This window comes from Pseudomonas sp. NY15356 (genome assembly GCF_048068175.1).
Classification (GTDB): domain Bacteria; phylum Pseudomonadota; class Gammaproteobacteria; order Pseudomonadales; family Pseudomonadaceae; genus Aquipseudomonas; species Aquipseudomonas putida_K.
This window is the reverse complement of the sequence record NZ_JBLUPW010000006.1, coordinates 47,469-72,826: the sequence shown is the minus strand read 5'-3', so window position 1 is coordinate 72,826 and position 25,358 is coordinate 47,469. Positions and strand designations below refer to the sequence as shown.

Here is a 25,358-nt window from a genome sequence, read left to right as displayed (position 1 = left end):
GGTTAGCGGTGATCCTTGTGGGAGCGGGCTTGTCCCGCGATTGGGGTCGATGCCTTATTGGCGAACTTGCTTGAGCGTCTCGGCAATCAGGAATGCCAGCTCCAGTGATTGGTCGGCATTGAGCCGCGGGTCGCAATGGGTGTGGTAGCGATCCGACAACCCATCCTCGGTGATCGGCCGTGCTCCGCCGATGCATTCGGTGACATTCTGCCCGGTCATCTCGATATGGATACCGCCGGCGTACGAGCCTTCGGCCTGGTGCACCTGGAAGAACTGACGCACCTCGTCGAGGATCTGCGCAAAATCCCGGGTCTTGTAGCCGCTGCTGGCCTTGATGGTGTTGCCGTGCATCGGGTCGGAGCTCCACAGCACCTTGCGCCCTTCGCGTTCGACGGTGCGGATCAGCCCCGGCAGGTGCTCGGCTACCTTGCCGGCGCCCATGCGCACGATCAGGTTGAGCCGCCCCGGGTCGTTGTCTGGGTTGAGGGTGTCGATCAGGCGGATCAACGCCTCGGGGTTCATGCTCGGGCCGACCTTGACCCCGATCGGGTTGTGCACTCCGCGCAGGAACTCCACATGGGCACCGTCCAGCTGGCGGGTACGGTCGCCGATCCACAGCATGTGCGCCGAGCAGTCGTAGTAGTCGCCGGTCAGGCTGTCACGCCGCACGAAGGCTTCCTCGTAGTTGAGCAGCAGAGCTTCGTGGGCGGTGAAGAAGCTCGTCTCGCGTAGCTGCGGTGCGCTGTCCAGGCCGCAGGCACGCATGAACGCGAGCGTCTCGTCGATGCGCCCGGCCAGTTGGTGGTACTTCTCCGACAAGGCCGAGTTGGCGATGAAGTCCAGGTTCCATTTGTGCACCTGGTGCAGGTCGGCAAAGCCGCCCTGGGCAAAGGCGCGCAGCAGGTTGAGGCTGGCGGTGGCCTGGTGGTAGGCCTGCAGCAGGCGCTCCGGGTCCGGCACGCGGCTCTGCTCGTCGAAACCGATACCGTTGACGATGTCGCCGCGGTAGGCCGGCAAGGTCACCTGGCCGATGGTTTCGTCACCCGCCGAGCGGGGCTTGGCGAACTGCCCGGCCATGCGCCCGACCTTGACCACCGGGCAGCCGGCGGCAAAGGTCATGACAATGGCCATCTGCAGCAGCACCTTGAAGGTGTCGCGGATCTTCGCCGCCGAGAACTCGGCGAAGCTTTCGGCGCAGTCGCCGCCCTGCAGCAGGAAGGCCCGGCCCTCGGTGACCTCGGCGAACTGCCGGCGCAACTCCCGGGCTTCGCCTGCGAACACCAGCGGCGGGTAGCTGGCCAGGGTCTGCTCCACTTTGAGCAGGTGCGCGGCGTCAGGGTAGGTCGGTTGCTGCTGGATCGGCAGGGTGCGCCAGCTCTCGGGGCTCCAGGGTCGGTTCATCACGGGCTCGGTAGTCGGTTATTGGCTGCCTGCCATGGTATCAGCTGGCGGCGTGCTTGTTGCACCGGGGGCATTGGCGGACAATGGCCGTTTTGCGCGGGCAGGTGGCGGTAATGGGGACGGAGCGGGAAGAGCGGCTGTTGGCCCGGGTCGAGGATGCGTTCGGGGTCATCAGCGTCTATGAGGTGGACGACTACCGCTTCCTCGAGTTCGGCGACGCCATCGAGCAGAGCTGCACCTTCACGGCCGACCCCAGCTGGCTGGAATACGACTACACCCGCGCCATGCTGGTCGGGGCCCTGTGCCATGCGCAGCCGGAGAGCGCGCTGTTCCTGGGGCTTGGGGCCGGGACCTTGACCCAGGCCTGCCTGAAGTTCCTGCCCCTGGAAGACGTCGAGGCCATCGAGCTGCGCCCTGATGTGCCACGCCTGGCCATGGAATACATGGGCCTGGACGACGACCCGAGGCTGTACGTACGGGTGGGCGATGCTCTGGAACTGCTGCCCAGCGCCGAAAAGGCCGACCTGCTGTTCGTCGACCTCTATACCGACCATGGACCGGGCGTCGGGCACTTGGCCTGGGGGTTCTTGGAAAACTGCCAGAAGCAGCTCAACCCGGGCGGCTGGCTGGTGATCAACCAGTGGGCCGGCGATGATGGTCGGCCTCTGGGCGCGGCGTTGCTGCGTGGCTTGTACCACCGGCATTATTGGGAGCTGCCGGTGAAGGAGGGGAATGTGATCCTGCTGGTGCCGGCCGACCTGGAGCAGGCGCTGGACCTGGACGGGCTGCGGGCGCGGGCCGAGGCGTTGGCGCCGCGGTTGGGGTATTCGCTGGAGTACCTGATCAAGGCGGTTCGGCCGGCCAGTTGAAGAAGGGCCCTGTGGGAGATCACCCAGCCCTTCGGGCTGCGCTGTCGCGCAGAGAACAAGCGGCCAATGCTGCCCCTGTGGGACCGCCGCACCGCCGCTCCCACAGGATGCCGCGAGGGCGACGCGAAATCGATTCAGCCCGAGCGAGTAGATGGCTCCGTGCTGGCCTTGACCGTTGAAAAAAATCTCACGGTCCGGCACTAATTCGGGTATAGTACGCGCCGGTCTTTTAGCGGACCTCAAAATCAGGTGGTGCAAATCCTCCGAGTCCAGCTTCGGCTGCGCGTCCGCTAGGCGGACCTTCCCAAGACGTTCCTTTTTCAATCGTTTTCGCAAATCCCCGCCGCCAAAGCTGCCTGGGTGACCGTTTGGTCTTTCAAGGCATGTGCAGCTTTGGAGCATGGGTCTTTGCGGATGCACCTAGAGGCAGACCCATGACCCAGGAAACCGGCGGATTCGCCGCTCTCGATCTCAATCCGAATATCGTTGCCGCAGTACTGGCGACCGGCTATGAAGAGCCGTCGGCCATCCAGCAACAGTCGATCCCGATCATCCTCGCCGGTCACGACATGATCGGCCAGGCGCAGACTGGCACCGGCAAGACCGCTGCCTTCGCCCTGCCGATCCTCAATCGCATCGACGTGAGCAAGCGCGAACCGCAAGCCCTGATCCTGGCGCCGACCCGTGAGTTGGCGCTGCAAGTAGCCACCGCTTTCGAAACCTACGCCAAGCAGATGCCGGGCGTGAACGTCGTGGCCGTGTACGGTGGTGCCCCGATGGGCCCACAGCTGCGCGCCATCCGTAACGGCGCCCAGATCGTCGTCGCCACCCCGGGCCGCCTGTGCGACCACCTGCGCCGCGACGAGAAAGTCCTGTCCACCGTCCAGTACCTGGTACTCGACGAAGCGGACGAAATGCTCAAGCTCGGTTTCATGGACGACCTGGAAGTCATCTTCAAGGCCATCCCCGAGTCGCGCCAGACCGTGCTGTTCTCCGCCACCCTGCCGTCGTCGATCCGGTCGATCGCCGAGCGTCACCTGCGTGAGCCCAAGCACGTCAAGATCCAGAGCAAGACCCAGACCGTCACCGCGATCGACCAGGCCCACCTGATGGTCCACGCCGACCAGAAGATCCCGGCCGTGTTGCGCCTGCTGGAAGTGGAAGAGTTCGACGCGCTGATCGCCTTCGTGCGTACCAAGCAAGCCACCCTGGACCTGGCCGCCGCCCTGGAAGCCAAGGGCTACAAGGCTGCCGCGCTGAACGGCGACATCGCCCAGAACCAGCGTGAGCGCGTCATCGACTCGCTCAAGGATGGCCGCCTGGACATCGTCGTCGCCACCGACGTCGCCGCCCGTGGCCTGGACGTACCGCGCATCACCCACGTGTTCAACGTCGACATGCCGTACGACCCGGAGTCCTACGTGCACCGTATCGGCCGTACCGGCCGTGCCGGTCGCGATGGCCGTGCGCTGCTGCTGGTCACCCCGCGTGAGCGCCGCATGCTGCAGGTCATCGAGCGTGTCACCGGGCAGAAAGTTGCCGAAGCCCGCCTGCCGAACCCGCAGGCCGTGCTCGACGCGCGCATCAAGAAGCTGACCGCGAGCCTGGCGCCGCTGGTGGCCGAGTCGGAAGCCAGCCATGGCGAGCTGTTCGACCGCCTGACCGCCGACCTGGGCTGCACCCCGCGTGCCTTGGCCTCGGCCCTGCTGCGCAAGGCCACCAACGGCCAGGCCCTGGACCTGGCTGCGGTCGAGCGCGAGCAGCCGCTGGTGCCGACCTACACCCCGCGCGAGCGTGGTGAACGCAGCGAGCGCGGTGAGCGTGGCGAACGTGGTGACCGCGAGCGTCGCGCGCCGATGCCGCTGCCGGAAGGCCGCGTGCGTTGCCGTACCGCCCTCGGTGCCCGTGACGGTATCGCCGCCAAGAACCTGCTGGGCGCGATCCTCAACGAAGGCGGCCTGGCCCGTGACGCCATCGGCCGTATCCAGGTGCGTGACAGCTTCAGCCTGGTCGAGCTGCCAGAAGAAGGCCTGGAGCGTCTGCTGTCCAAGCTCAAGGACACCCGTGTAGCGGGCAAGCAGCTGAAGCTGCGCCGCTACCGCGAGGACTGATCCTGGCGCAATGAAAAAATCCCCGGCCTTGGCTGGGGATTTTTTTGCCTGGTTGGAAAGGCCGAATCGCCGGCAAGCCGGCTCCCCCAGACAGCGTCATCCTGTGGGCTTGCCGGCGATTGGGCTTATTCAGTCGAACCGATAGATATCCATCCCCAGCGCCCCCAGGGTAAACCCCTGGTGAACCACCGAGAACGTCCCTCCAGCCCCCAGGGCAAAGAACAACGGCAGCAGGTGCTCGTCACTGGGGTGATTGCGCTCGGCAAACGGTGCCTGCTGCCGATAGTCAAGCAGCGCATCGCGGTCATCTGTGGCCAGCTTGTCCACCACCCAATCGCGGAACGCCAGCGCCCACGGCTCGACCGCATCGGGCCCGGCATGCCAGTCCAGCTCGCCGAGGTTGTGGGTGATGCTGCCCGAACCCACCAGCAGGATACCCTCGGCGCGCAAGGCCGAAAGCGCCTCGCCGACCTTCACCTGCAAGGCCGGGCCAAGCGGGCTGGGCAGTGACACCTGGACGACCGGGATGCTGGCGCCTGGATACATCAGCGACAAGGGCACCCAGGCACCGTGGTCGAAGGGGCGTCGGGCGTCCAGGCTGGCCGGTAGGCCGGCTGTCGCCAGGCGCTCGACGACCTGTTTGGCCAGGGCCGGTTCGCCCGGTGCGGGATACTGCACCGCATACAGCGCGGCAGGGAAGCCATGGAAGTCGTGCCAGGTTTCGGGCTGGGCGTTGCCCATCACCAACAGTTCACGGCTCTCCCAATGCGCCGACACCACCACGATCGCCTTCGGTCGCGCCAAGGCATTGGCCAGGGCCTTCAGGGCCGGGCCACTGGCACCGGGTTGCAAGGCGAGCATCGGGGAGCCGTGGGAAATGAACAGGCTGGGCAGCATGACGGAGTCCTGGCGGTTAAGATGGCTTCATCTTCGGTCAGCCATCGATCGATATCCAATATAAGTTTTCAAGGCATTTCATCGAAAAACCGGGAGGAAGCATGGAGCCAGCGTTCTGGCACAAGCGGTGGGCCGACAACCAGATCGGTTTTCACCAGGCGCAGGTCAACCCTTACCTGCAGGCCCATTGGCCGAAGTTGGGCCTGGCCCCAGGCAGTCGCGTGCTGGTGCCGTTGTGCGGCAAGAGCCTGGACCTGGCCTGGTTGGCCGGGCAGGGGCATCGAGTGCTGGGCGTGGAGCTGTCGCGGCGGGCGGTGGAGAGCTTTTTCCGCGAACATGGCCTGGTGCCGGAGGTGGAGCAGCAAGGTGCTTTCGAAGTGTGGCGCAGTGGTGATGTAGAGCTGTGGTGCGGGGACTTCTTTGCCTTGCAGGCGCAAGACTTGAAGGCGTGTGCCGGGCTCTATGATCGCGCCGCCCTGATCGCGTTGCCTGCGGATATGCGCGCACGCTACATGGCATTGCTGTCGACGCTGCTGCCAAGCGCTTGTCAGGGTGTTTTGGTGACACTCGACTATGACCAGGCACTACTCGACGGGCCGCCGTTCTCGGTGGCGGACGACGAGGTGCGGGCCGGGTTTGCCGGGTGGCGGGTGGAGTGGCTCGAGGAGCGGGAGATCATCAGGGAAAGCCCGAAGTTCGAGCAGGCGGGCGTGGTGAGCCTGGTGGAGCGGGTGTACCTGTTGGGGCGGTGAAGGGGAGGGCATTGCCCTCTAATCGCGGAGCAAGCCGCTCTCATACGCTTGAACGTCAATACAAAAGGGCGACCGAAGTCGCCCTTTTGTTCATTACAAGTGGATCAACCGCGACGGCGCAGGGCCTCGATGCGATCTTCCAGTGGCGGGTGGCTCATCAGCAGGCCTGCCAGGCCGTGCTTGAGGCCGCCATTGATACCGAACGCCTTGAGGGTATCGGGCATGTGCACCGGCATGCCTTGTTCCACGCGCAGGCGCTGCAGGGCACCGATCATCGCGCCGGTGCCGGCCAGTTGCGCGCCGGCTTCGTCGGCGCGGTATTCGCGGCGGCGCGAGAACCACATGACGATCATGCTGGCCAGGATGCCCAGGATCAGCTCGGCGACGATGGTCGCCACGTAGTAGGCGATGCCCTGGCCTTCTTCGTTCTTGAAGATCACCTTGTCGACGAAGTTGCCGATGATGCGGGCGAAGAACATCACGAAGGTGTTCACCACGCCTTGCACCAGCGCCAGGGTGACCATGTCACCGTTGGCCACGTGGCCGATCTCGTGAGCCAGCACCGCACGCACCTCGTCGGGCGAGAAGCGCTCCAGCAGGCCTTGGGAAACGGCCACCAGGGCGTCGTTGCGGTTCCAGCCGGTGGCGAAGGCGTTGGCCTCGTAGGCCGGGAAGATACCCACTTCCGGCATTTTGATGCCGGCCTCGCGGGACAGCTCTTCGACCGTTTGCAGCAGCCACTGCTCGTGGCGGGTGCGCGGCTGGGTGATGATCTGGGTACCGGTGGTCATCTTCGCCATCCACTTGGAGATGAACAGCGAAACCAGGGAGCCTGCAAAACCGAACACGGCGCAGAAGACCAGCAGCTGGCTGAGGTTGAGGTCAACCCCGTTGGCCGCCATGAACCCATTGAAGCCGAACAGGCTCAGGGTAATGCTTGCAACCAGCACCACCGCAAGGTTGGTGGCTACAAACAACAGAATGCGCATCATGGTTGTTACGTTCTCCTGACGGACGAAAATGTTGCGTACTGCGGGCTATATAAGGGGCGGGTCCTGCTGATTCAACCGGGCGACTATTTCAAACTGTGTACGGCCGAGTATGGCAGACATTGGAATGAGGGCTGTGAGGCAGAGCGTTGCAGGATGTAAGAGATTTTCCGGTAGTCCAACGAAAGCCCAATCGCCGGCAAGCCGGCTCCCACGGGTACAGCGATGCTTTCGAGAGCAGCGCAGGGCAGGTGGGAGCCGGCTTGCCGGCGATTGGGAACGGCGCTGTTACTGCTGGTAGGTGCGCAGGAAGTTGCCGATACGCCCGATTGCCTGTTCCAGGTCGTCCACCCGTGGCAGGGTCACCACACGGAAGTGGTCCGGCCACGGCCAGTTGAACGCTGTGCCCTGGACGATCAGCAGTTTCTCGGACAGCAGCAGGTCGAGCACGAACTTCTCATCGTTATGGATCGGGCAGACCTTTGGGTCGATCTTCGGGAAGGCATACAGCGCGCCCATGGGTTTGACACAGCTCACGCCGGGGATGGCATTGAGCAGTTCGTAGGTACGGTTGCGCTGCTCCAGCAGGCGGCCTGGCGGCAGCACCAGGTCGTTGATGCTCTGGTAGCCGCCCAGGGCTGTCTGGATCGCGTGCTGGGCCGGCACGTTGGCGCACAGGCGCATGTTGGCCAGCATGTCGATGCCTTCGATGTAGCTCTGGGCATGGTGCTTGGGCCCGGAGATGATCAGCCAGCCGGAGCGGAAGCCTGCCACCCGGTACGACTTGGACAGGCCGTTGAAGGTCAGGCACAGCAGGTCCGGGGCCAGCGAGGCGGTGCTGATGTGCACGGCTTCGTCGTAGAGGATCTTGTCGTAGATCTCGTCGGAGAACACCACCAGGTTGTGCTGGCGCGCCAGCTCCAGCATGCCCAGCAGCAGCTCCTTGGAATACACAGCGCCTGTCGGGTTGTTCGGGTTGATGATCACCAGCGCCTTGGTGTTGGGGGTGATCTTGGCCTTGATGTCCTCGAGGTCCGGGAACCAGTCGGCCTGCTCATCGCACAGGTAGTGCACCGGCTTGCCGCCGGCCAGGCTCACCGCGGCGGTCCACAGCGGGTAGTCCGGTGCCGGGATCAGCACCTCGTCGCCGTTGTTGAGCAGCGCCTGCATGGACATCACGATCAGTTCGGACACACCGTTGCCCAGGTAGATGTCCTCGATGCCGACGCCTTCGATCTGCTTCTGCTGGCAGTACTGCATGACCGCCTTGCGCGCGCTGAACAGGCCCTTGGAGTCGCTGTAGCCCTGGGCGGTGGGCAGGTTGCGGATCACATCCTGGAGGATCTCGTCCGGCGCTTCGAAGCCAAACGGGGCCGGGTTGCCGATGTTCAGCTTGAGGATGCGATGGCCTTCCTCTTCCAGGCGTTTGGCGTGCTTGAGCACCGGGCCGCGAATGTCGTAGCAGACATTGGCGAGCTTGTTCGATTTGCTGAACTGCATGATGTGATCCCGATTGAGAAGTCGCGGCGCACCGCCGTCAAAAGGTTTGAAAAGGGCGGAGCGCATGCCAGACTGGCTGGCAAGAGAAGCCCACTAATATACGTGTCACCCCCGCCATAAAGAAAGACGGCGCGAGTGAAATTCAGCCTGCCGAGGTTACCCATGCACAAGATCGACAAAACCCTTGAAGAGTGGCGCCAGATGCTCGACCCGGCCCAGTACCAGGTGTGCCGCCTGAAGGGCACCGAGCGCCCGTTCAGCGGCAAGTACAACAGCGAGCGGCGCGACGGTATCTACCATTGCATCTGCTGTGACCTGCCGCTGTTCGACGCCAAGGCCAAGTTCGACGCCGGCTGCGGCTGGCCGAGCTTCTACGAGCCGATCGAGCAAAGCGCCATGATCGAAGTGCGCGACACCTCCCATGGCATGATCCGCACCGAGGTCACCTGTGCCCGCTGCGATGCCCACCTGGGCCATGTGTTCCCCGATGGCCCGCCACCGACCGGCCTGCGCTATTGCATCAACTCGGTGTGCCTGGACCTCAAACCGCGTGACTGACCGGAGACCTGCGATGGCCGACTCGCTGAGCGATATCCGCTGCGTCACCCTCGGTGGCGAGCACAAAGTGCTGGGCGATTTCCCCGGCAAGGCGCTGTTGGTGGTCAACACCGCCAGCCAGTGCGGTTTCACGCCCCAGTACAAAGGCCTGGAGCAGCTCTGGCAGGACTACCGGGCCCAGGGGCTGGTGGTGCTGGGCTTTCCCTGCAACCAGTTCGGCAAGCAGGAGCCGGGCGAGGCGCGCGAAATCGCGCAGTTCTGCCAGCGCAACTTCGGTGTGAGCTTCCCGCTGTTCCGCAAGGTGGAGGTCAACGGCCCGGGCGCCCACCCGCTGTTCGTCGAGCTGAAGAAGCGCGCGCCAGGCATCTTCGGCACGCAACGGATCAAGTGGAATTTCACCAAGTTCCTGATCGACCCGGCCAGCGGCAAGGTCACCCGCTTTTCCCCCCGTACCAAGCCCGACGCGCTCAAGGCGCCGATCGAGGCGCTGCTTGATCGCTGAACGGCGCCCAGTGCTCGACCAACGCCAGCAACTCTTCACGGCGAAACGGCTTGGCCAGGTAGTCGTTCATGCCGGCGGCGCGGCAGCGCTCACGCTCCTCGGGCATGGCGTTGGCGGTCAGGGCTACGATCGGCAAGGCTGACCAGCGCCCGTCCTGGCGGATGCGCCGGGTGGCCTCGTAGCCATCCATCACGGGCATGTTGCAGTCCATCAGCACCATGTCCACCGCTTCATGCTCCAGCTGCTCCAGGGCCTCGACGCCCTGGGTGGCCAGCAGCACGTCGCAGCCGAGCTTGAGCAGCATGCCCTTGGCCACCAGTTGGTTGACCGGGTTGTCCTCCACCAGCAGCACGCGTGCCCGCCGCTGCCCTGGCGGGGGTTGCTCGTGGGGTTGTGGCGCGTCGGGCTCGTCACCGTGCAGCGCGCGGCGCAGGATCTGGTACAGGGCATTGCGCGCCAGCGGGCGGGCCAGTTGCAGCAAGGGCGCCAGTTGCGTGACCTCTTCACCGGTCAGGAAATTGCCATAGGCCGTCACCAGCAGGATCGGCGCCTTGAGTCCCGGGCGCAGGGCGAACAGGTGCTCGAGGTCATCGGTGATCAACAGGTCGGGCGCGGCATCGACGGCCAGGGCCACCTCGTCCATCCGCTGGTAGGCCAGGCCCCAACCGGGTAGCAGGCTTTGCAGTAGCTCAGCCAGGCCGCTGCCGGCATTGCTCAAGGCCACCACGCGCCCGGCCAGTGGCGCGGGCGGGATGGCTTCGGTGTGCACCAGCAGCGGCAGCTCGGCGCTGAAACGGCTGCCGAAGCCGGCTTCGGACTGGATGTGCAGGTGGCCTTGCATGGCCTTGCACAGGTTACGGGTCAAGGCCAGGCCCAGGCCGGTACCGCCGTACTGGCGGGTGATGCCGGCGCCGGCTTGGGTGAAGGGCTGGAAGATCCGTGCCTGGGCTTGTTCGGGAATGCCGATGCCGGTGTCGCAGACCTCCAGGCGCACGCCGCCGACGATAGCGGCCAGACGCACATCGACACGACCGAAACGGGTGAACTTGAGGGCGTTGGACAACAGGTTGCTGACGATCTGCCGTACCCGGGTCGGGTCACCCACGACGGAGCTCGGGAAGCCCGGGCTGACCAGGCAGGTCAGCTCGACGTTGGCTGCGGCGTTCTGCGACAGCAGGTTGGCGGTGTCCTCGACCATCGCGCCCATGTCGAACGGGATGCGTTCGAGCTCCAGCTGGCCGGCATCGAACTTCGACAGGTCGAGAATATCGTTGAGCAGTTCCACCAGCACCTTGCCCGAGTCGTGGGCGATCGACAGCTGCTGGTGTTGTTCGGCAGCCAAGGGGCTGTCCAGGGCCAGGGCGATCATGCCCAGCATGCCGTTCAGGGGGGTACGGATCTCATGGCTCATGTTGGCCAGGAAGGCGGCCCGTGTCTGGGCCATGTCCAGCGCCCGCTGGCGCGCCTGTTCCAGCTCCTGGTTGGACTGGCTCAGCCGGTCGTTGCTGGCCTTCAGTTCGTTGGTGCGGGCCGAGACGATGTCCTCCAGCTCGTTGAGATACTGCGTGAGGCGGTTCTCGGCATTGCGCCGCTGCTGGATTTCCGCGGCCATGCTGACGAGCTGCTGGTTGGTCACCTTCACCAGCACGCCGATCTCGTCCTGCTCATGGCCGGGCGGGCATTCCAGGCGGCCTGGCTGCGGGTGGCGCGGGTCGCTGCTGCTCAGGGCGGCGATGACCCTGACCAGGGGCTTGGTCAGCATCAGGTAGAACAGCGCAAGGAGGATACCGGTCAGTACCAGGCTGCGGGCGAACCCATTGACCAAGGTGACCCCGGCACGGTCGAGGAAGCGGCTGCCGAAGGCGTAGGTATCGACTTCCAGGTACAGGGTGCCCTGGTATTCGTTGGGCATGTGCGGCAGGAACAAGCGCTCCTGGAACTGGCGTTGCTCGCCGAACAGAAAATCGCTCAAGGGGCGGTAGCGGTCGTCCAGGCGTGGGCGTTGGGAGTCGGCCAGTACCGCGCCGTTGTTGTCGACCAGCCGTGCGCGGGTCACCGCCGGCGATTGCAGCAGGCCACCGGTCAGTTCCTTGGCCAGTTCGGCATCGATGTTATAGGAAATGCGCGAGACCGGGTCGTGGGTGATCTGTAGCAACGCTTCGATTTCACGGTTGATGGATGCGTCTTCGCTGGCATAATCGATACCGATCTGGATGAAACTGAGCAAGGTACCCAGTACGCAGCCGACCAGGACTGTCAACCGGGCTTGCTTGTATGACAGGCGATTGGTGAACTTGATATCCATGAGTTTCGAGCCGGTTTCGCGCCCCTGCGCTGCGCAAGCATAGCCCGAGACACCCTGGGCTGCTGGCAGGTCTGTCGTTCGTTTCAGGTTGGCCGCTATTTTTTGGGCCGCGCAGCGGCCCCGACTGACTCCCAGGAGCCCCCATGGACGCCCGCTTGACCGCTTTCCTCGACCGCGCCGAATCCGTACTCGCGCGCCTCGAACCCCTGCTGCCCGCACCACGCCCGGACATCGACTGGTCGACTACGCTGGCCGCGCGCTGGCAGCGCGATGGCCGCAGCGGCTATCTGCTGCCGCTGCAGGTCAGCCTCGATATACGCCTGAGCGACCTGATCGGCGTCGACCAGCAACGTGAGCAGTTGGGCCGCAACACCCACCAGTTCATCCAGGGCATGCCCGCCAACCACGCCTTGCTGTGGGGCTCGCGCGGCACCGGCAAGTCGTCGCTGGTGCGTGCGCTGCTGGCCGAACATGCCGGCCAGGGCCTGCGCCTGATCGAGATCGAACGCGACCACCTGGCCGACCTGCCGCGGGTGGTCGAGCAGCTGCAGGCATGCCAGCAGCGCTTCATCCTGTTCTGCGACGACTTGTCGTTCGAGGCCGGGGAGGGCGACTATCGAGTGCTCAAGAGCGTGCTCGACGGCTCGCTGGAGCAGGCCCCGGACAACGTGCTGCTGTACGCCACTTCCAACCGCCGCCACCTGGTGCCAGAGAAGGAAAGCGATAACGCGAACTGGCAGCGCGTCGATGGCGAGCTGCACCCCAGCGAGGCGGTGGAGGACAAGATCGCCCTCTCGGACCGCTTCGGCCTGTGGCTGTCGTTCTACCCCTTCACTCAGGACCACTTCCTCGATGTGGTCGAACACTGGATCGGCCAGCTGGCCACTGCGGCCGGCCTGCGCTGGCAACGTGACGAGCAGCTGGACATCCTCGCCGTGCGCTGGGCCACCGGCCGCGGCAACCGTAATGGCCGTTGTGCCTATCAGTTCGCCCGCTACTGGGTCGGGCTGCAATTGCTGGAGCAAAAACCATGATCGACCTCAATGCCAGTGGCAACGGCCTCGATGGCTACGACCTACTGGCCGCGCAAGTGCAGGCGTTGTTCGCCGACGAGCGCGACTTCATCGCCAACGCCGCACAGTTTTGCGCCTTCCTCTATCACCAGGTGGAGGGCCTGAACTGGGCGGGCTTTTATCTGAACCGCGACGAGCAATTGGTGCTGGGCCCGTTCCAGGGCCAAGTGGCCTGCGTGCGCATTCCCTTCGGCAAGGGCGTGTGCGGCGCGGCGGCGGCCACCCGGCAGACCCAGCGGGTCGAGGATGTACATGCCTTCCCCGGGCATATCGCCTGTGACAGCGCGTCCAACAGCGAGCTGGTGATTCCGCTGGTGAAGGGCGGGCGGTTGATGGGTGTGCTGGACCTGGACAGCCCCAGGCTTGCGCGTTTCACCGAGGCGGATCAAGTGGGGCTGGAGCGCCTGGCGGCGATCTTCCTGGAACTGACCGATTGCTGAAGGGAGCGTAAAGGGCCTGAGCCTGGGGTGTCCGGCCGGGCCCAATCGCCGGCGAGCCGGCTCCCACCAGAACAGCGCACGCTCAGGAATCGCTCGGCCCTGTGGGAGCCGGCTTGCCGGCGATTGGGCCATGGAAATGGAAGGCTGTCAGTCGTAAACGGCCTTCTTCTTCCAGGTCTCTTCGTCGTCGGTCTTGAGCCCCTGGGTCAGTTCGTTCTCGTCATTCTCGGCCGGCTCCATCTGGTCCTGCACCAGGGCATTGGCCCGGGCCAGCAGTTTCTCCAGATAGACACGCTGCTCTTCGTACTGCTTGGGATCCTGCTGCTTGCGCAGGTACTGTACGCCGCGTTCGAACGCCAGGCGCGCCTGCGCCGGCTGGCTCTGCTGCAGCGCCTGTTGGCCCAGGTTGTTGAAGAACTCGATATGCAACAGCACCAGCAGGTGGCGGATTTCCTTGACCCAGTACTTGCCTTCGTTGGTCTGCAGGAAGCCTTCCTGGGTGGCGCGCACGATCTGGTTGTGCAGCGACTCGAGCAGGTAGCGCACTTCCTTGGCCTTGGCCTCGGTCTGGATCGGGCTGGGTGGGTTGTCGATCGGCAGGGCCTCGCCTTGGGCAATGAGCCCTTCCAAGGCCGTGATGCGCGCCTTGATCTCTGTGTTGTGCTTGTCCAGCGCCAGTTGGCGCTGGTTGAGGTTGAGCTCCAGGCGCGTGAGCAGCAGCTTGAGCGCCGGGGTCATCAGCTGCCGAGGAAAGGTCTCGGTGATTTCGCCACAGCGGCGCAGGCGTTCGGCCAGCTCTATCTTCAGTCGTGCGCGTTCCAGCTTGGCGTTTTCCACGACATTGTTCAGATAACCGATCACGATCAGTAATGCGATGCCTGCGACGATGAGCAGGGTGATCAGGAGTGGTGTCACCGTTAACGCCTCGTTGGTAAATAGTAGTTTTCTGTATTGAGTGTAGGAGAGTTCGACTTGCGCCGGAAAGCCCGTCCGGCGGTCTTAGGATTTTTCCTGCTGGCGCTTTGCCATGAGCTTGCCGACTGGCTGTCAGAAAATCAACGTCAGTTTTCGGGCATGCCCCCGGCGGTCTCTTATAAAGACGGAAGTCATTGATTTAAATAAATTTCCACAAAGGGGTTGACGACCCTCCAAGGCATCCATAGAATGCGCGCCACTTGCAGCGTAAAGCACACAGCGAAGCGCGGCAGGGAGTGAAAAGTTGTAGTGTGTGTCCCCTTCGTCTAGTGGCCTAGGACACCGCCCTTTCACGGCGGTAACAGGGGTTCGAGTCCCCTAGGGGACGCCAATGCGGGAATAGCTCAGTTGGTAGAGCACGACCTTGCCAAGGTCGGGGTCGCGAGTTCGAGTCTCGTTTCCCGCTCCAGTTTCTCCGGCACTGCCTTTGGCAGGGCGGGAAAGAAATCCAGGCTGAATCGCAAGGTTCATGATCGGGTGCGCTGAAAAGCGTTGGGTATGTCCCCTTCGTCTAGTGGCCTAGGACACCGCCCTTTCACGGCGGTAACAGGGGTTCGAGTCCCCTAGGGGACGCCATTTGCGGGAATAGCTCAGTTGGTAGAGCACGACCTTGCCAAGGTCGGGGTCGCGAGTTCGAGTCTCGTTTCCCGCTCCAATTTTCAAGCTGTGGCGCTCATGGCGTAGCAGTGGTGGTGAAGCGCCAACAGGTGCTCACGCCAATAGCGGTTTGCTTCAAGCATGCGGGAATAGCTCAGTTGGTAGAGCACGACCTTGCCAAGGTCGGGGTCGCGAGTTCGAGTCTCGTTTCCCGCTCCAAATCGAAAACGCCCTCTCAATCGAGAGGGCGTTTTTTTATGCCTGGAATTTGATGGCTGTGCGGTTTGAGCCTTGTGGGGCGTCAATCGAGCACTGTGAACGCATCGCAACCGCCTTGTTCACGATATTTTTCATCCCCAGCCTAGTAGTTCAATCAGTTTCCCCGCTCCACCTCCTGTGTCGAAATAGTAGCGTTGAATAGGGCTTCGTTTGTAAGTCGTTATTCGATGTTCTTGCTGATTGTTTCGATATTTAAATTGGAAGGGTGGAAAACTATGTCTGGCTATTCTGAAAAAGAATTGGTGGCGTGGATGAAGGAGAAGGATGAATATAATATAGATAAAATGTTCGGTTGGGGGATTATTGCGGCTGTGCAACGCGTGAAGGCCAATCATGTGATATTACAGGCGTATATCAGACACTTCGAGAGAGGTTCATATATTGAACCACAGTCCGGTGAAGTCCAGACCGATGGAGGTAATAAGTACATAATCGAAAACGCTGTATTGGATGTGCCTCGGATGTCGTTCGAAAATGCCCGTCTGCTCGATTCAAAGTCGCGCTTGCGCATGGCGATGGTGGGGGGGAATCTCGTTGAAATTGAAGAAAAAGTTAGGGCTGTGGTGCGTTCGATAGCGCAATATGGTCCGATATTACGCCCTGAACTGCAGATGGACCTTGCGTTGACGGAAGCGAATGGCCATGTGGCAGCCGGTGGGGAAATTTACCTCAACCTGGCGAAGGCCACTAATTTTCTGTTCAATTTTGGCGGGGTGCCGGAGGCGCAAGTGAAACTGGGCGACTTCTTCGAGAAGAAGTTCAAGGCGCTGCCTGAGGAAAAATGTATCTATCAGTTGGGGCGCATTATGCCGGGCGGTAACGAAGCGATGCGCCCGGATGAGTTCATGTTGGTCACTCACCCGCGTGACCCCGAGAACCTGGACGGTGAAGGGGCCATTATCAGTTTAATTAAGTTGGAAGGGGATAAACGCGGGACGATTCCCAGTGACGACACCCAATTAAAATACTTGATTCCTAATGATGCCGGTAAAGACTACTCGGCTACCGTGATGCTTGGCAGTAGGCGTCTGGCACTAGGGCAGATGATGCACGCGCTGCGGGAGGTAATCGAGGACGCGACATTTGAACTCGAATACAAAGACGAAGGCGGGCAGCGATTGCTCACTGGGGCCAAGCTGACTAAAGGAGAGCTCAGGATCCCGGCGCAGGATGTTGAGGTCCACCATTATGCAGGTAATTTGTTTAGGGATCTCATTGCTTCGATTCACATTGATAGTATTCATTGTGACTTGGCGAACAGCTTAAGAATTAAATTTGGCGCTGATGGGCTCATAGAGCTCGATATGCAGCTCATGGGGTGGGTCACGTGTAAGACAACGAACGTGAGAAGTCAAACCCCAGACGCGTTTCTCGAATGGTGGGTAAAGAAAAATAATATTGATTTGGAATCACTGTATAAATCTAGATCCGAAACATTTGCAGCTGATGTCTCTGCGGGTTATAAACTGGTTGCGGACGAGGGCGGTAAACTAGAAAAACAATACTTTGAATATAAGCCGCGTTATCTGAGGTCGCACGCTGATCCAGCGTCGGCATGTGCAGGTCCAACTAAAGATGATGAGGCGGATTCAGAGACATCAAGTGAGGATTTGCCTTTGCCTGCATTCTTGCTGTCTGTTCTTATGACGGCTCAGTTACTTACGATCCTCCGGCTTGTTTACGAGGTCGGAGCAATTCCGAATGCTATCTCCCTTCGCGGCGTGCTCGAAGATACATTAAATAAGACTTTCTCGTTACCCTCTACAGTCAAAGCCCTTATCGATGACACGATAAAATTCAACTTCGGCAATGCGATCATCGCCGATAACACCCATTTGCCTTCAGGTGCCGTGGCATTCGGCAGGGTCAACCCTAATACCATCAGCTTCGTTATTGATAACCTGGAACCTATCCTAGGGACTGGTCAAAGACATAAGTTCAATACAGTGCCTGCCCGAAAGGGGTTGACATGGCGAGTTGAGTCCCTGGGCGGGCAGGCTGGCACTATTACCCCAGAAGGTGAGTACACCGCGCCAGAGGCCGAACATATCGATGGCCTATTCACGCGAGTACGGGTGGTTGCCACGGATGGTCAGTTCGAGAGTTCAGCCTTGGTCACCGTGGTTCGCCAGGGTTTGATGATCACTCCCTTGGTAAATACAACCTGGGGTAATAAACCGGGTAGTGCCGAGAATACCGTTAACTTGCAGGTTGGCGCATTGGATGCCGCGGCAGACTATGAATGGGGCTTCGAAAATACCGACCCCTACGGTACGCTAAAAAAATCAGAAGCAACAGCAGCGAAAATTACCTATGTTGCAGGCCCCAAGTCCGACAGCATAGCATTTAGTATCGATGTTGTATCGGCACGTAATAGCGCTACCGGAGAGAAGGTCGAGAGTGTCATCATTACTGAACTTGGTGGTCGGCCCTTGAGCGTGGAGATTATCGACGCCGATGTCGATAAAGGTACCGTCAGTTTGAGAGCCATGGATTATGATTATGACGTCACTGGTAAAACTGAGTGGAGGGTGGAGTATGGCTCAGGTGAATTCCGCGGTAATGTTTTTACTGTCGATCAAACGAAACCTGCACCGTTCGTCGTGCTCGCCGGTAAATGGATAAATGAAAGCGGGCGCATCCATGAAGGTTTTATCATCATACCTCTGCCATTGGTTGAGAATTCTCGTCCACTCGAAGTCCTTCGCATAAAGGCTGTTTGAAAATGACATATCCTATAAATCCAGAACTGAGTAAATGGGTGGAAGAGCACCCAGGCTTGTTTGGCTACGATACATTGATCGCCGTTTCGATCGATCAGCTCAATACCGCTCTTGAGAAAGGGCACCGGCTTCGCTTGAGCACTGAAAAAGTTCTTGTTGATATTAACGGCCGTATCAGTGGCGAAGAGTCCAATATTAAATATCACTTGGCGGGCTATCAGATGGCGGCCCCTTCGCTGGAGATGCCCACCGCTACCAGGTTCGTTATAACCAGCCAGTTGGACAGTGGCATGCAGGTTCAAACAAGGACGGACGAAGTGGAGTCGGTGTCGCAACACGATGCACTGGATCCCCTGCCGCTGAGCTGCTCTGTGATGTTAAGCACGACTGTTTCAGCTTCGCAGTTGCAGTTGGATGTGGCTCAAGGTTTGGAGATGCGACTGGGCATGAGCGAGCACGAAGCGCTGAATAAGCGTGGTGGTGAGTTCATCCAGGCACTGATGCAAGAACAAGCGCAGCTCAATGAGCCATATGTTTTGGTGGGCATGGGGCAGGGTGCGGACAGTGCTGTAGACATGAAGCGCATCGACTTGCGAGTACAGAAAGACTCCAAGGGCGAGCAGCGTGATCTGCTGCTGTGGGGGGTGACGCAACTGGGCAAGACAGGGGTGATTCCGGACGATGCTCATGTTCCAGGGCTCGATCCTGCTGTCAACACGAGCGTGGTCAGTGAGCCCTTGTTGTATCGCGTCAGTTATGGTCAAGGTCTTTCGAAGTTGCTCGTGGATGGCGAGTTCGAAGAGCGACGGGATTTGAACGACATGCTGGTTGGCTTGGACGCCACGGCCGGGCATTTGGCCGTCCCAACGTCCAAGTACCAAAGCGCCGAGTTCGCCTTCGTGTGCGAAGCGTTCACGGTTCCGGCAGTGGGGCTGTCGGTCAACTTTGAAAAAAACGGAGTCGATCAGGCCTGGAAGTCGCAGTGCACCGTTAAGTTGCGTTACGTCCCTCTGTTGGGGGGCGATACAAAGGAGTTCACGGTCACCTTCCAATTGGATCTGACGCACCGCTTCGACCTGCTCAAAGGCCAACGCCAACCCGGTTACATTCTTCAGGGGCAACTCTACTCGCCTTGGTCGGCCAATGCGCAAGTCACCGCTCTCTCTGGCTTGCCCGGTGAAATTAAAGGCCCTGAGCGTGCACAGATCGAAGAGTTCGTCTCGCATGCGGTCAAGCGTGCGATCGTTTCCGGCCTGTCGAAAAGGCTGAGCGCGGACGTACCGGAACGCTGGTTGGCCGGTGTGCAGATAGGGGCAGACCAGGGGATGTTCCTGCAGGCAGCGGATGTCACGCCAAGCAACGATGTGGTCATGATCACGACGCCCACCGAGTTTCGTGTCGAGCCCAGCAATGTCGTGGTGCTGGCGGGTGGGGAATGTGATGTGCGTCTGGTTCCGCCGCGATCGAATGTCTACTGGGAGGTCCAAAGTATATCCGCCAGCGCCGACGATCCAGGGATGATGCTCAAAGAATGGGGAGACGAAGGGATCTATCTGGCCGCGCCAGCTTCCTCTCTGGATGGCAAACCGAGCAAAGTACTGGTACTGGCGAAGGATGAGGAGTCGAGCGAGGTGCTGGCTTCGGCGTTGGTGACCACTGTGCCTCGGGCCGTGACGGTGAATCCAATGATTCATACCTGTTACACGCAAACAGACCTGACCCTCACTGCGGGTTCGCTGGCAGGTGGTAATTTGACGTGGACGATCAATGAATTCGTGGAGGGTGAGAGTGGTTCGCTGACGCCAGAAGAGGGAGGCAAGCGTTGCCACTACAAACCAGGCCCTAAAGGAGACAAGAACTACGTCATCGACGAGATACAGGTAAAAGACTCCGAAACGGGTGATCAATGCACGGTCTATGTATTGGTGGTGCATGTTGAATCACCCGTGAAAATCAGGGCACTCCTTCAGGAAGATGGCTGCGTTGAGTTGGAGGCCCGCGTCTCTGGCGATCTGCTTGAGGATGTGGAATGGAGATTGCCGATTGAAGGTCAAGGTACCCTCGTCGATGGGCGGTATGAGCCTGCCGATGACCATAGGGCAGGGTTCGTCCTGGTTTCTGTCAGCGGCCTGGATGGACACAGGCCGGTCAGTGGCCATTTGATCTTGCCATGGCCATTGACCGATTTTCCGGAGCTCACCCAACAACTGCTTGCGCCTGGCGCATGAGCGTGCGTGCTGGTTGCTGACACCATTCAAGGAGATCCGGAAAATGTCCGGCAATTCTATCGAGCACGTGCTCGAAACCATGAAAGCAATCAACGTGACCCTGGGATGGGGCGCGTTGGCTGTCTATAACCGCGGTTGTATGAACGACCTGCTCAAGCGTCATTACCTGGAGCGGTTGCATGACTTGCGTTCGTTGCCGCTGTTCGAGGCGATGATCGACCCTGACGGGCAGGGGCGCACGCAGGTGCAGGCTATCGAATTCGGTATGCCGACCCTGTCCTTCGCCACTGCCTCGGCCGGTGGCCGGCGCGTGCAGGTGACCCTGCCGATCCTGTCGGGGACCTACCGGCGTGAAGGGCAGTACGCCGATGGCGAGCAGCACTATTTCGTCATCAATGAAGCCATGGGCTATGCGGTGCAAGCCGATGTCGATCTGGAGGTGCTCTCCTACAAGGAGCGTTGGGGCCTCGTGCTCGATCTGCGCAATGTGTCGCGTGTACGTTGCAATCTGGGTGTGGCCGATGACCGCCTGCCCGCTGAGCTGGCGCGATGGTTCCGCGATTTGCCTGACTACCAGAGCCAGTTCGCCCTGGTGAATGTCGATCGTCAGGGCGATGAACCCTGGACACCGACCGGCATGCGGGTATACACCCAGGCGGCGCCTGGTTCGCAGGCGCCCGACGCGGCCAACCATGGGCAAGGTGCGCTCTTGGTGTTCTTCAAGGTCAAGGCAAGAGCGCGCGAGGGCTTTGCGCCGACGGATACTTTCCCCTACCTGGTCGTGGATGAGCAGGGGATCGAACCCTATCCAGCGGCTCTGGTGCAGGACCGGGCGTTGAATCATCTGCAGGGCAGCCTGTCGCAAAAACTGTGGTACCAGCCGAGCCCGTACGGCTTCGCCGAGCGCGCCAGGCATGTGCCGTTCGATACCGTCATGTTCGGTGACCTGCTGCCACTTGGGCCGTCGTTCACCGTGGAAGCACCTCGCTACACGATGATGGTGGGCCGCAGTTACGACTTCATCATGCGCGACCAACACGGCAAGGCCGTCCAGGCCTCACGCTGGACGGTAAGCGGTCTTGATGCGTCGGGCTCTGGGGAATATGGGCATATCGATGCGAAGGATGGCCGCTACCGGTTTGAATCGGTCGAGCGCCTCAAGCCGGGTGGGCAGGCCATCATGGTGACCGCCGAGCTGTACCAAGATGGCATGTTCTACAAGGCGTCGGCACGCGCACGGGTATCGGTCGAGTTTTTCGAGCTGCAGCCGGAAGTCGCGTTCATCTCCCCCAAGGCACCGATCGAGCTGCAGATGGCCGGGGTGGGGCCAGGTTATGCCTGGCGACTGCTGGGTGAACGTAATGGCCAGCTACAGTTGCACAACTTCAAGCAGGCGACGTTCATCCCCGACGCTGCCGCCAAGCGCAAGGGGCTGGTCATTCAGCAAGTGGGGGTCGACAGCAAACACCGTCGCAGGTTCTCGATTGTCATGGCCAATGGGCCGCAGCTGTTGTCTGTCCGGCCTGGGGTGTTCCGAAAGGTCGGGTACCGAGATTCGTTGCGCCTGGAGGAGCAGGACACCAGTTTCATGCCGGAGGCGAAACGGTGTTGGCGGCTGTTTGGCGTCGGTGAGTTGAGTGAGGATGGGCTCTTTACCGCACCGGCCAGCGGTGCCCCGGGCTTTTCCGTGGTGACCTGCGAGATCGAGCACGGCGGTGTGGTGCTGGCAACAGGGTATAACGTGCTGGAAGTTGGCAGGCTGTAGACCAGGCTGCTCTGCGTCCCCTCACGGGCAAGCCCGCTCTCACAGGGATTTCGCAAGTCTTGAAAGCGGCGCAATCTCGGTGGGAGCTGGCGACAGCCTGCGATGGGCTGCGAAGCAGCCCCAAGCCCTCAAACGCTGGAGTCCCCAGACTCAAGGGGCCGCTTTGCGGCCCATCGCAGGCTCCGCCAGCTCCCACTAAGGTTGCGCGATCTCCTACAGAGCAACCGCACGATCGTTGGCGCTTGCGCGAATCTGCAGGAGCGTCCCAATGCACACAGTGCACGTCAGTGCTTCGGGGTTTGCTCCGGTAGGCTCAGCAATTGTTTTTGCTGGTTCCAGTCGAAGGGCTCACCCTTCTGTTCAGCTTCGTAGCGCAGGTCTTCCAACTGCTGGTAAATGCTGAGCTCCTCGTCCGGCATGAAGTGCAGGCAGTCGCCACCGAAGAACCACAACAGGTCCCGTGGCACCAGGTGGGCGATCTGTGGGTAGCGCTGGATCACCTGGCAGATCAGGTCCTGGCCCAGGTACTGGCTTTCCAGCGGGTCCTGGGGCAGCAGGGTGAGCAGTTCGTCGAAGCGCTCGAGGAACAGGGCGTGGCTCTCCTCCGGTACCTGCTCGGCCTCGCCCAGGGCCGCCAGTATGGTGCGCAGGTGCTGGAGCAGTTGCAGGTGATATTCCAGGTGCGGGTTGGCCATGGAAAGGTCCTCGGTATGGCTGAAACGGGGGCGGAGTATACGCCGGTTGTTCGGTTTGTGCCTTGGGGCAGGCCTTGAAAGGGTGATGTCTGTAAGATCGAGCGCCGCCCGCGCGGCGCGAGATCTCACCGGCACCGAAACGCCTGCTGCGAACTCAGCGCACTTTGTCCGGTGCCGCCTGCAATGCCTCCTTCTCGAACGCATCCACATCGATGACGCGCCGCCGCGCCGCCTCGGCCTCGTGCAGCCGTTGGCCTTCATCGGCCTGCAACACACCGGCCTCGACTGCCGCATCGATGGCCGACTGGCCAGGAGCGGTGTGTAGCCTGCCGTCCTTGATCGCCTCATGCACGGCCTTGTGCAAGGGGGCGCATGCGTCCAGCAGATCACAGGCACGTTGCAATGCCGCCACCGGGTCGCCTTCCGCGCTCGGGCGCAGGCAGCCGGCCAGCAGTTCTTCGAGTGCCGGGTCGCCTTTGCTCCGGCCGATCAGTGCCGCCACCTCTGCGTCCAGTTCATCGCTCGGGCCGGTATGGCGGCGGCCGAAGGGGAACACCAGCACGCGCAGGGCACAGCCGATGAAGCGGTTGGGGAAGTTGTCGAGCAACCGGTCCAGGGCATGTTCCGCCTGGCCCAGGCTTTCCTCCAGGGCCCAGCGCAGCAAAGGCTGCATATGCTCGGGCGAGCCCAGGTCGTGGTAGCGCTTGAGCGCCGCCGAGCTCAGGTACAGGTAGCTCAGTACATCACCCAAGCGGGCACTGAGCCGTTCACGGCGCTTGAGCGACCCACCCAGCAACATCATCGACAGGTCGGCCAGCAGGGCGAAGGCGGCGGCCTGGCGGTTCAGGGCGCGGAAGTACCCTTGGCTCAGCGCATCCCCCGGCACCTTCTCGAAGTGGCCCAGGCCCAGCCCCAGTATCCAGGTACTGGCAGCGTTGCCTGCGGCGAACAGGATGTGCTTCATCAATAGGTCGTCGAACTCCCGCAGGGCCTGTTCCTGGTCCGGGCGAGCGGCAAGGGCCATCTCGTCGAGCACGAACGGATGGCAACGAATGGCACCCTGGCCGAAGATCATCAGGTTGCGCGAAAGAATGTTGGCCCCCTCTACGGTGATGAAGATCGGTGCGCCCAGCCAATTGCGCGCCAGGTAGTTGTTCGGGCCCATGATGATGCCCTTGCCGCCGTGCACATCCATGGCGTGCTGGATGCATTCACGGCCGCGCTCGGTGAGGTGGTACTTGAGGATGGCCGACAGCACCGAGGGTTTTTCGCCCAGGTCCACGGCCAGGGCGGTGAGCAGGCGTGCGCTGTCCATCAGCCAGGCGTTGCCGCCGATCCGTGCCAAGGACTCCTGGATGCCTTCGAAGGCCGCCAGTGGCACGTTGAACTGCTCGCGCAGGTTGGCGTACTGCCCGGTCACAAGGCTGGTGTACTTGGCCGCGCCGGTGCCTACCGCCGGCAGCGAGATGGAGCGCCCCACCGACAGGCAGTTCATCAGCATCATCCAGCCCTTGCCGAGCATTGCCTGGCCGCCGATCAGCAAGTCCAATGGGATGAACACATCCTTGCCGCTGTTGGGGCCGTTCATGAACGCGGCGCCCAGGGGCAAATGGCGTTTGCCGATTTGCACGCCGGGCAGGTCGGTGGGAATCAAGGCCAGGCTGATACCCAGGTCTTCTTCCTCCCCCAGCAGGTGGTCCGGGTCGTAGGCTTTGAATGCCAGGCCGAGCAAGGTCGCCACCGGGCCGAGGGTGATGTAGCGCTTTTCCCAGTTCAGGCGCAGGCCGATGACTTCTTCGCCTTGCCACTGGCCTTTGCACACCACGCCGGTGTCGGGCATGGCGCCCGCGTCGGAGCCTGCCAGGGGGCCTGTGAGGGCGAAGCAGGGGATCTCCTCGCCACGCGCCAGCCGAGGCAGGTAATGGTTGCGTTGCGCCTCGGTGCCATAGTGCAGCAGCAGTTCGGCCGGGCCGAGGGAGTTGGGCACCATCACCGTGGAGGCCAGGTCACCGCTGCGGGTGGCCAGCTTCATGGCCACCTGGGAATGGGCATAAGCGGAAAAACCCTTTCCGCCGTAGTCCTTGGGAATGATCAGGGCGAAGAAGCCCTGTTCCTTGATGTAGGCCCAGGCCTGCGGCGGCAGGTCCAGGTCCTGGCCGATCTGCCAGTCGCTGACCATTGTGCAGAGGGTCTCGGCCGGGCCGTCGATGAAGGCTTGCTCTTCATCGGTGAGCTTGGGTACCGGGTAGTCGAGCAAGGTGTGCCAGGCCGGGCGGCCGCTGAACAGCTGGCCGTCCCACCACACGGTGCCTGCGTCGATCGCCTCGCGTTCGGTGCGCGACATCGGCGGCAGGGTGCGTTGGAGCCAGCGGAACACCGGTTCGGTGAACAGCGTGCGGCGCCAGTCGTGCAGCACCAGGAAGGCGGCCTTGCAGGCCAGGGCCAGCCACAGCACTGCCAGCAGCCAGCCTGGGCAATCGCTCCAGATGCCCATCGCCAGCACGTAGGCCGCGACGGCCCCGAGGATCTGCAGCGGCGCCAGCCGCCTGTGCGTGAGGTACGCCGTGCCGACCACCAGTAATAGCAACCACAACAGCAACATAGATAGTCCTCCATGGAACCTGGTTTTTGAACGGATCTATTCAGCTTAGCCATGAACAGCGGCTTGCCTGGCAAAGTCCAGGGTCAGGTGTTCACTG

General features: G+C 61.6%; 16 protein-coding genes, 5 tRNA genes and 2 pseudogenes. 15 read left to right on the top strand and 8 right to left on the bottom strand.

The genetic code is table 11. The features are described from left to right. Nucleotides 1–54 precede the first annotated feature (54 nt). Entirely contained in the window at nucleotides 55–1,401 is a 1,347-nt protein-coding gene (locus tag ACNFCI_RS07155; protein WP_084854983.1) for a class II 3-deoxy-7-phosphoheptulonate synthase, read from the bottom strand. 113 nt (nucleotides 1,402–1,514) lie between these two features. Here ACNFCI_RS07155 and ACNFCI_RS07150 point away from each other — a divergent pair, with 113 nt between their 5' ends. Both ACNFCI_RS07150 and ACNFCI_RS07145 read left to right on the top strand, forming a co-directional pair. After that, entirely contained in the window at nucleotides 1,515–2,270 is a 756-nt protein-coding gene (locus ACNFCI_RS07150) for a spermidine synthase (protein ID WP_084854984.1), read from the top strand. Between the two features lie 400 nt (nucleotides 2,271–2,670). After that, nucleotides 2,671–4,381, top strand: a pseudogene (locus tag ACNFCI_RS07145) (DEAD/DEAH box helicase). A 129-nt stretch (nucleotides 4,382–4,510) separates the two neighbouring features. Here the strand turns inward: ACNFCI_RS07145 and ACNFCI_RS07140 are convergent. Then, entirely contained in the window at nucleotides 4,511–5,278 is a 768-nt protein-coding gene (locus ACNFCI_RS07140; RefSeq protein WP_084854987.1) for a DODA-type extradiol aromatic ring-opening family dioxygenase, read from the bottom strand. Between the two features lie 101 nt (nucleotides 5,279–5,379). On the opposite strand from ACNFCI_RS07140, the gene ACNFCI_RS07135 reads away from it, so the two are divergent. Then, nucleotides 5,380–6,030, top strand: coding sequence for a thiopurine S-methyltransferase (locus ACNFCI_RS07135; RefSeq protein ID WP_416767705.1), 651 nt, complete (start codon nucleotides 5,380–5,382; stop codon nucleotides 6,028–6,030). Between the two features lie 104 nt (nucleotides 6,031–6,134). Here the strand turns inward: ACNFCI_RS07135 and htpX are convergent, their stop codons facing one another. After that, a complete protein-coding gene (htpX, locus tag ACNFCI_RS07130) occupies nucleotides 6,135–7,022 on the bottom strand; it encodes a protease HtpX (protein ID WP_084854989.1) in 888 nt (295 codons plus the stop codon). Nucleotides 7,023–7,307: 285 nt separating this feature from the next. Continuing rightward, complete coding sequence (locus ACNFCI_RS07125) at nucleotides 7,308–8,519, bottom strand: pyridoxal phosphate-dependent aminotransferase (RefSeq protein WP_084854990.1); 1,212 nt, start codon at nucleotides 8,517–8,519, stop codon at nucleotides 7,308–7,310. A gap of 162 nt (nucleotides 8,520–8,681) precedes the next feature. Between ACNFCI_RS07125 and msrB the strand changes: the two genes are divergently transcribed. Together msrB and ACNFCI_RS07115 are read left to right on the top strand one after the other, a co-directional pair. Continuing rightward, nucleotides 8,682–9,077, top strand: a complete 396-nt coding sequence (gene msrB / locus ACNFCI_RS07120; protein WP_084854991.1) for a peptide-methionine (R)-S-oxide reductase MsrB — start codon at nucleotides 8,682–8,684, stop codon at nucleotides 9,075–9,077. Between the two features lie 13 nt (nucleotides 9,078–9,090). After that, on the top strand, nucleotides 9,091–9,579 hold the full coding sequence (locus ACNFCI_RS07115; RefSeq protein ID WP_084854992.1) for a glutathione peroxidase: 489 nt from the start codon (nucleotides 9,091–9,093) through the stop codon (nucleotides 9,577–9,579). On the opposite strand, the pseudogene ACNFCI_RS07110 reads toward ACNFCI_RS07115, so the two are convergent. Beyond that, nucleotides 9,545–11,925: pseudogene (locus tag ACNFCI_RS07110) on the bottom strand (response regulator). The gene ACNFCI_RS07115 and the pseudogene ACNFCI_RS07110 sit on opposite strands and share 35 nt — an antisense overlap. A 102-nt stretch (nucleotides 11,926–12,027) precedes the next feature. Between ACNFCI_RS07110 and ACNFCI_RS07105 the strand changes: the two are divergent. Both ACNFCI_RS07105 and ACNFCI_RS07100 read left to right on the top strand, forming a co-directional pair. Then, complete coding sequence (locus ACNFCI_RS07105; protein WP_416767703.1) at nucleotides 12,028–12,918, top strand: ATP-binding protein; 891 nt, start codon at nucleotides 12,028–12,030, stop codon at nucleotides 12,916–12,918. Then, complete coding sequence (locus ACNFCI_RS07100) at nucleotides 12,915–13,397, top strand: GAF domain-containing protein (protein ID WP_324815340.1); 483 nt, start codon at nucleotides 12,915–12,917, stop codon at nucleotides 13,395–13,397. The genes ACNFCI_RS07105 and ACNFCI_RS07100 overlap by 4 nt, the downstream gene beginning before the upstream one ends. 147 nt (nucleotides 13,398–13,544) lie before the next feature. On the opposite strand, the gene ACNFCI_RS07095 is transcribed toward ACNFCI_RS07100, so the two are convergent. Beyond that, on the bottom strand, nucleotides 13,545–14,312 hold the full coding sequence (locus tag ACNFCI_RS07095) for a hypothetical protein (protein ID WP_084854996.1): 768 nt from the start codon (nucleotides 14,310–14,312) through the stop codon (nucleotides 13,545–13,547). Nucleotides 14,313–14,627: 315 nt separating this feature from the next. Here ACNFCI_RS07095 and ACNFCI_RS07090 point away from each other — a divergent pair. The 8 genes from ACNFCI_RS07090 (at nucleotide 14,628) to ACNFCI_RS07055 (ending at nucleotide 21,964) form a co-directional block, all read left to right on the top strand. Further along, nucleotides 14,628–14,703, top strand: a tRNA-Glu gene (locus ACNFCI_RS07090). Between the two features lie 2 nt (nucleotides 14,704–14,705). Then, nucleotides 14,706–14,781, top strand: a tRNA-Gly gene (locus ACNFCI_RS07085). A 91-nt stretch (nucleotides 14,782–14,872) separates the two neighbouring features. Beyond that, nucleotides 14,873–14,948: transfer RNA gene (locus ACNFCI_RS07080), tRNA-Glu, on the top strand. Nucleotides 14,949–14,951: 3 nt separating this feature from the next. After that, nucleotides 14,952–15,027: transfer RNA gene (locus tag ACNFCI_RS07075), tRNA-Gly, on the top strand. An 85-nt stretch (nucleotides 15,028–15,112) separates the two neighbouring features. Further along, nucleotides 15,113–15,188 (top strand) — tRNA-Gly (locus ACNFCI_RS07070). Between the two features lie 227 nt (nucleotides 15,189–15,415). After that, nucleotides 15,416–17,971: a hypothetical protein gene (locus ACNFCI_RS07065; RefSeq protein ID WP_416767701.1), complete on the top strand. Its 2,556-nt coding sequence runs from the start codon at nucleotides 15,416–15,418 to the stop codon at nucleotides 17,969–17,971. A 56-nt stretch (nucleotides 17,972–18,027) separates the two neighbouring features. Further along, nucleotides 18,028–20,199 (top strand): hypothetical protein, encoded by a 2,172-nt coding sequence (locus tag ACNFCI_RS07060; protein WP_416767700.1) that lies wholly within the window; start codon nucleotides 18,028–18,030, stop codon nucleotides 20,197–20,199. A gap of 13 nt (nucleotides 20,200–20,212) precedes the next feature. Further along, nucleotides 20,213–21,964, top strand: a complete 1,752-nt coding sequence (locus tag ACNFCI_RS07055) for a hypothetical protein (protein WP_368829263.1) — start codon at nucleotides 20,213–20,215, stop codon at nucleotides 21,962–21,964. 284 nt (nucleotides 21,965–22,248) lie between these two features. Here ACNFCI_RS07055 and ACNFCI_RS07050 read toward each other — a convergent pair whose 3' ends face one another. Together ACNFCI_RS07050 and ACNFCI_RS07045 are read right to left on the bottom strand one after the other, a co-directional pair. Continuing rightward, on the bottom strand, nucleotides 22,249–22,659 hold the full coding sequence (locus ACNFCI_RS07050; protein WP_084855001.1) for a PA2817 family protein: 411 nt from the start codon (nucleotides 22,657–22,659) through the stop codon (nucleotides 22,249–22,251). Nucleotides 22,660–22,813: 154 nt separating this feature from the next. Continuing rightward, nucleotides 22,814–25,261, bottom strand: a complete 2,448-nt coding sequence (locus ACNFCI_RS07045; RefSeq protein WP_368829262.1) for an acyl-CoA dehydrogenase — start codon at nucleotides 25,259–25,261, stop codon at nucleotides 22,814–22,816. Nucleotides 25,262–25,358: the final 97 nt, after the last annotated feature.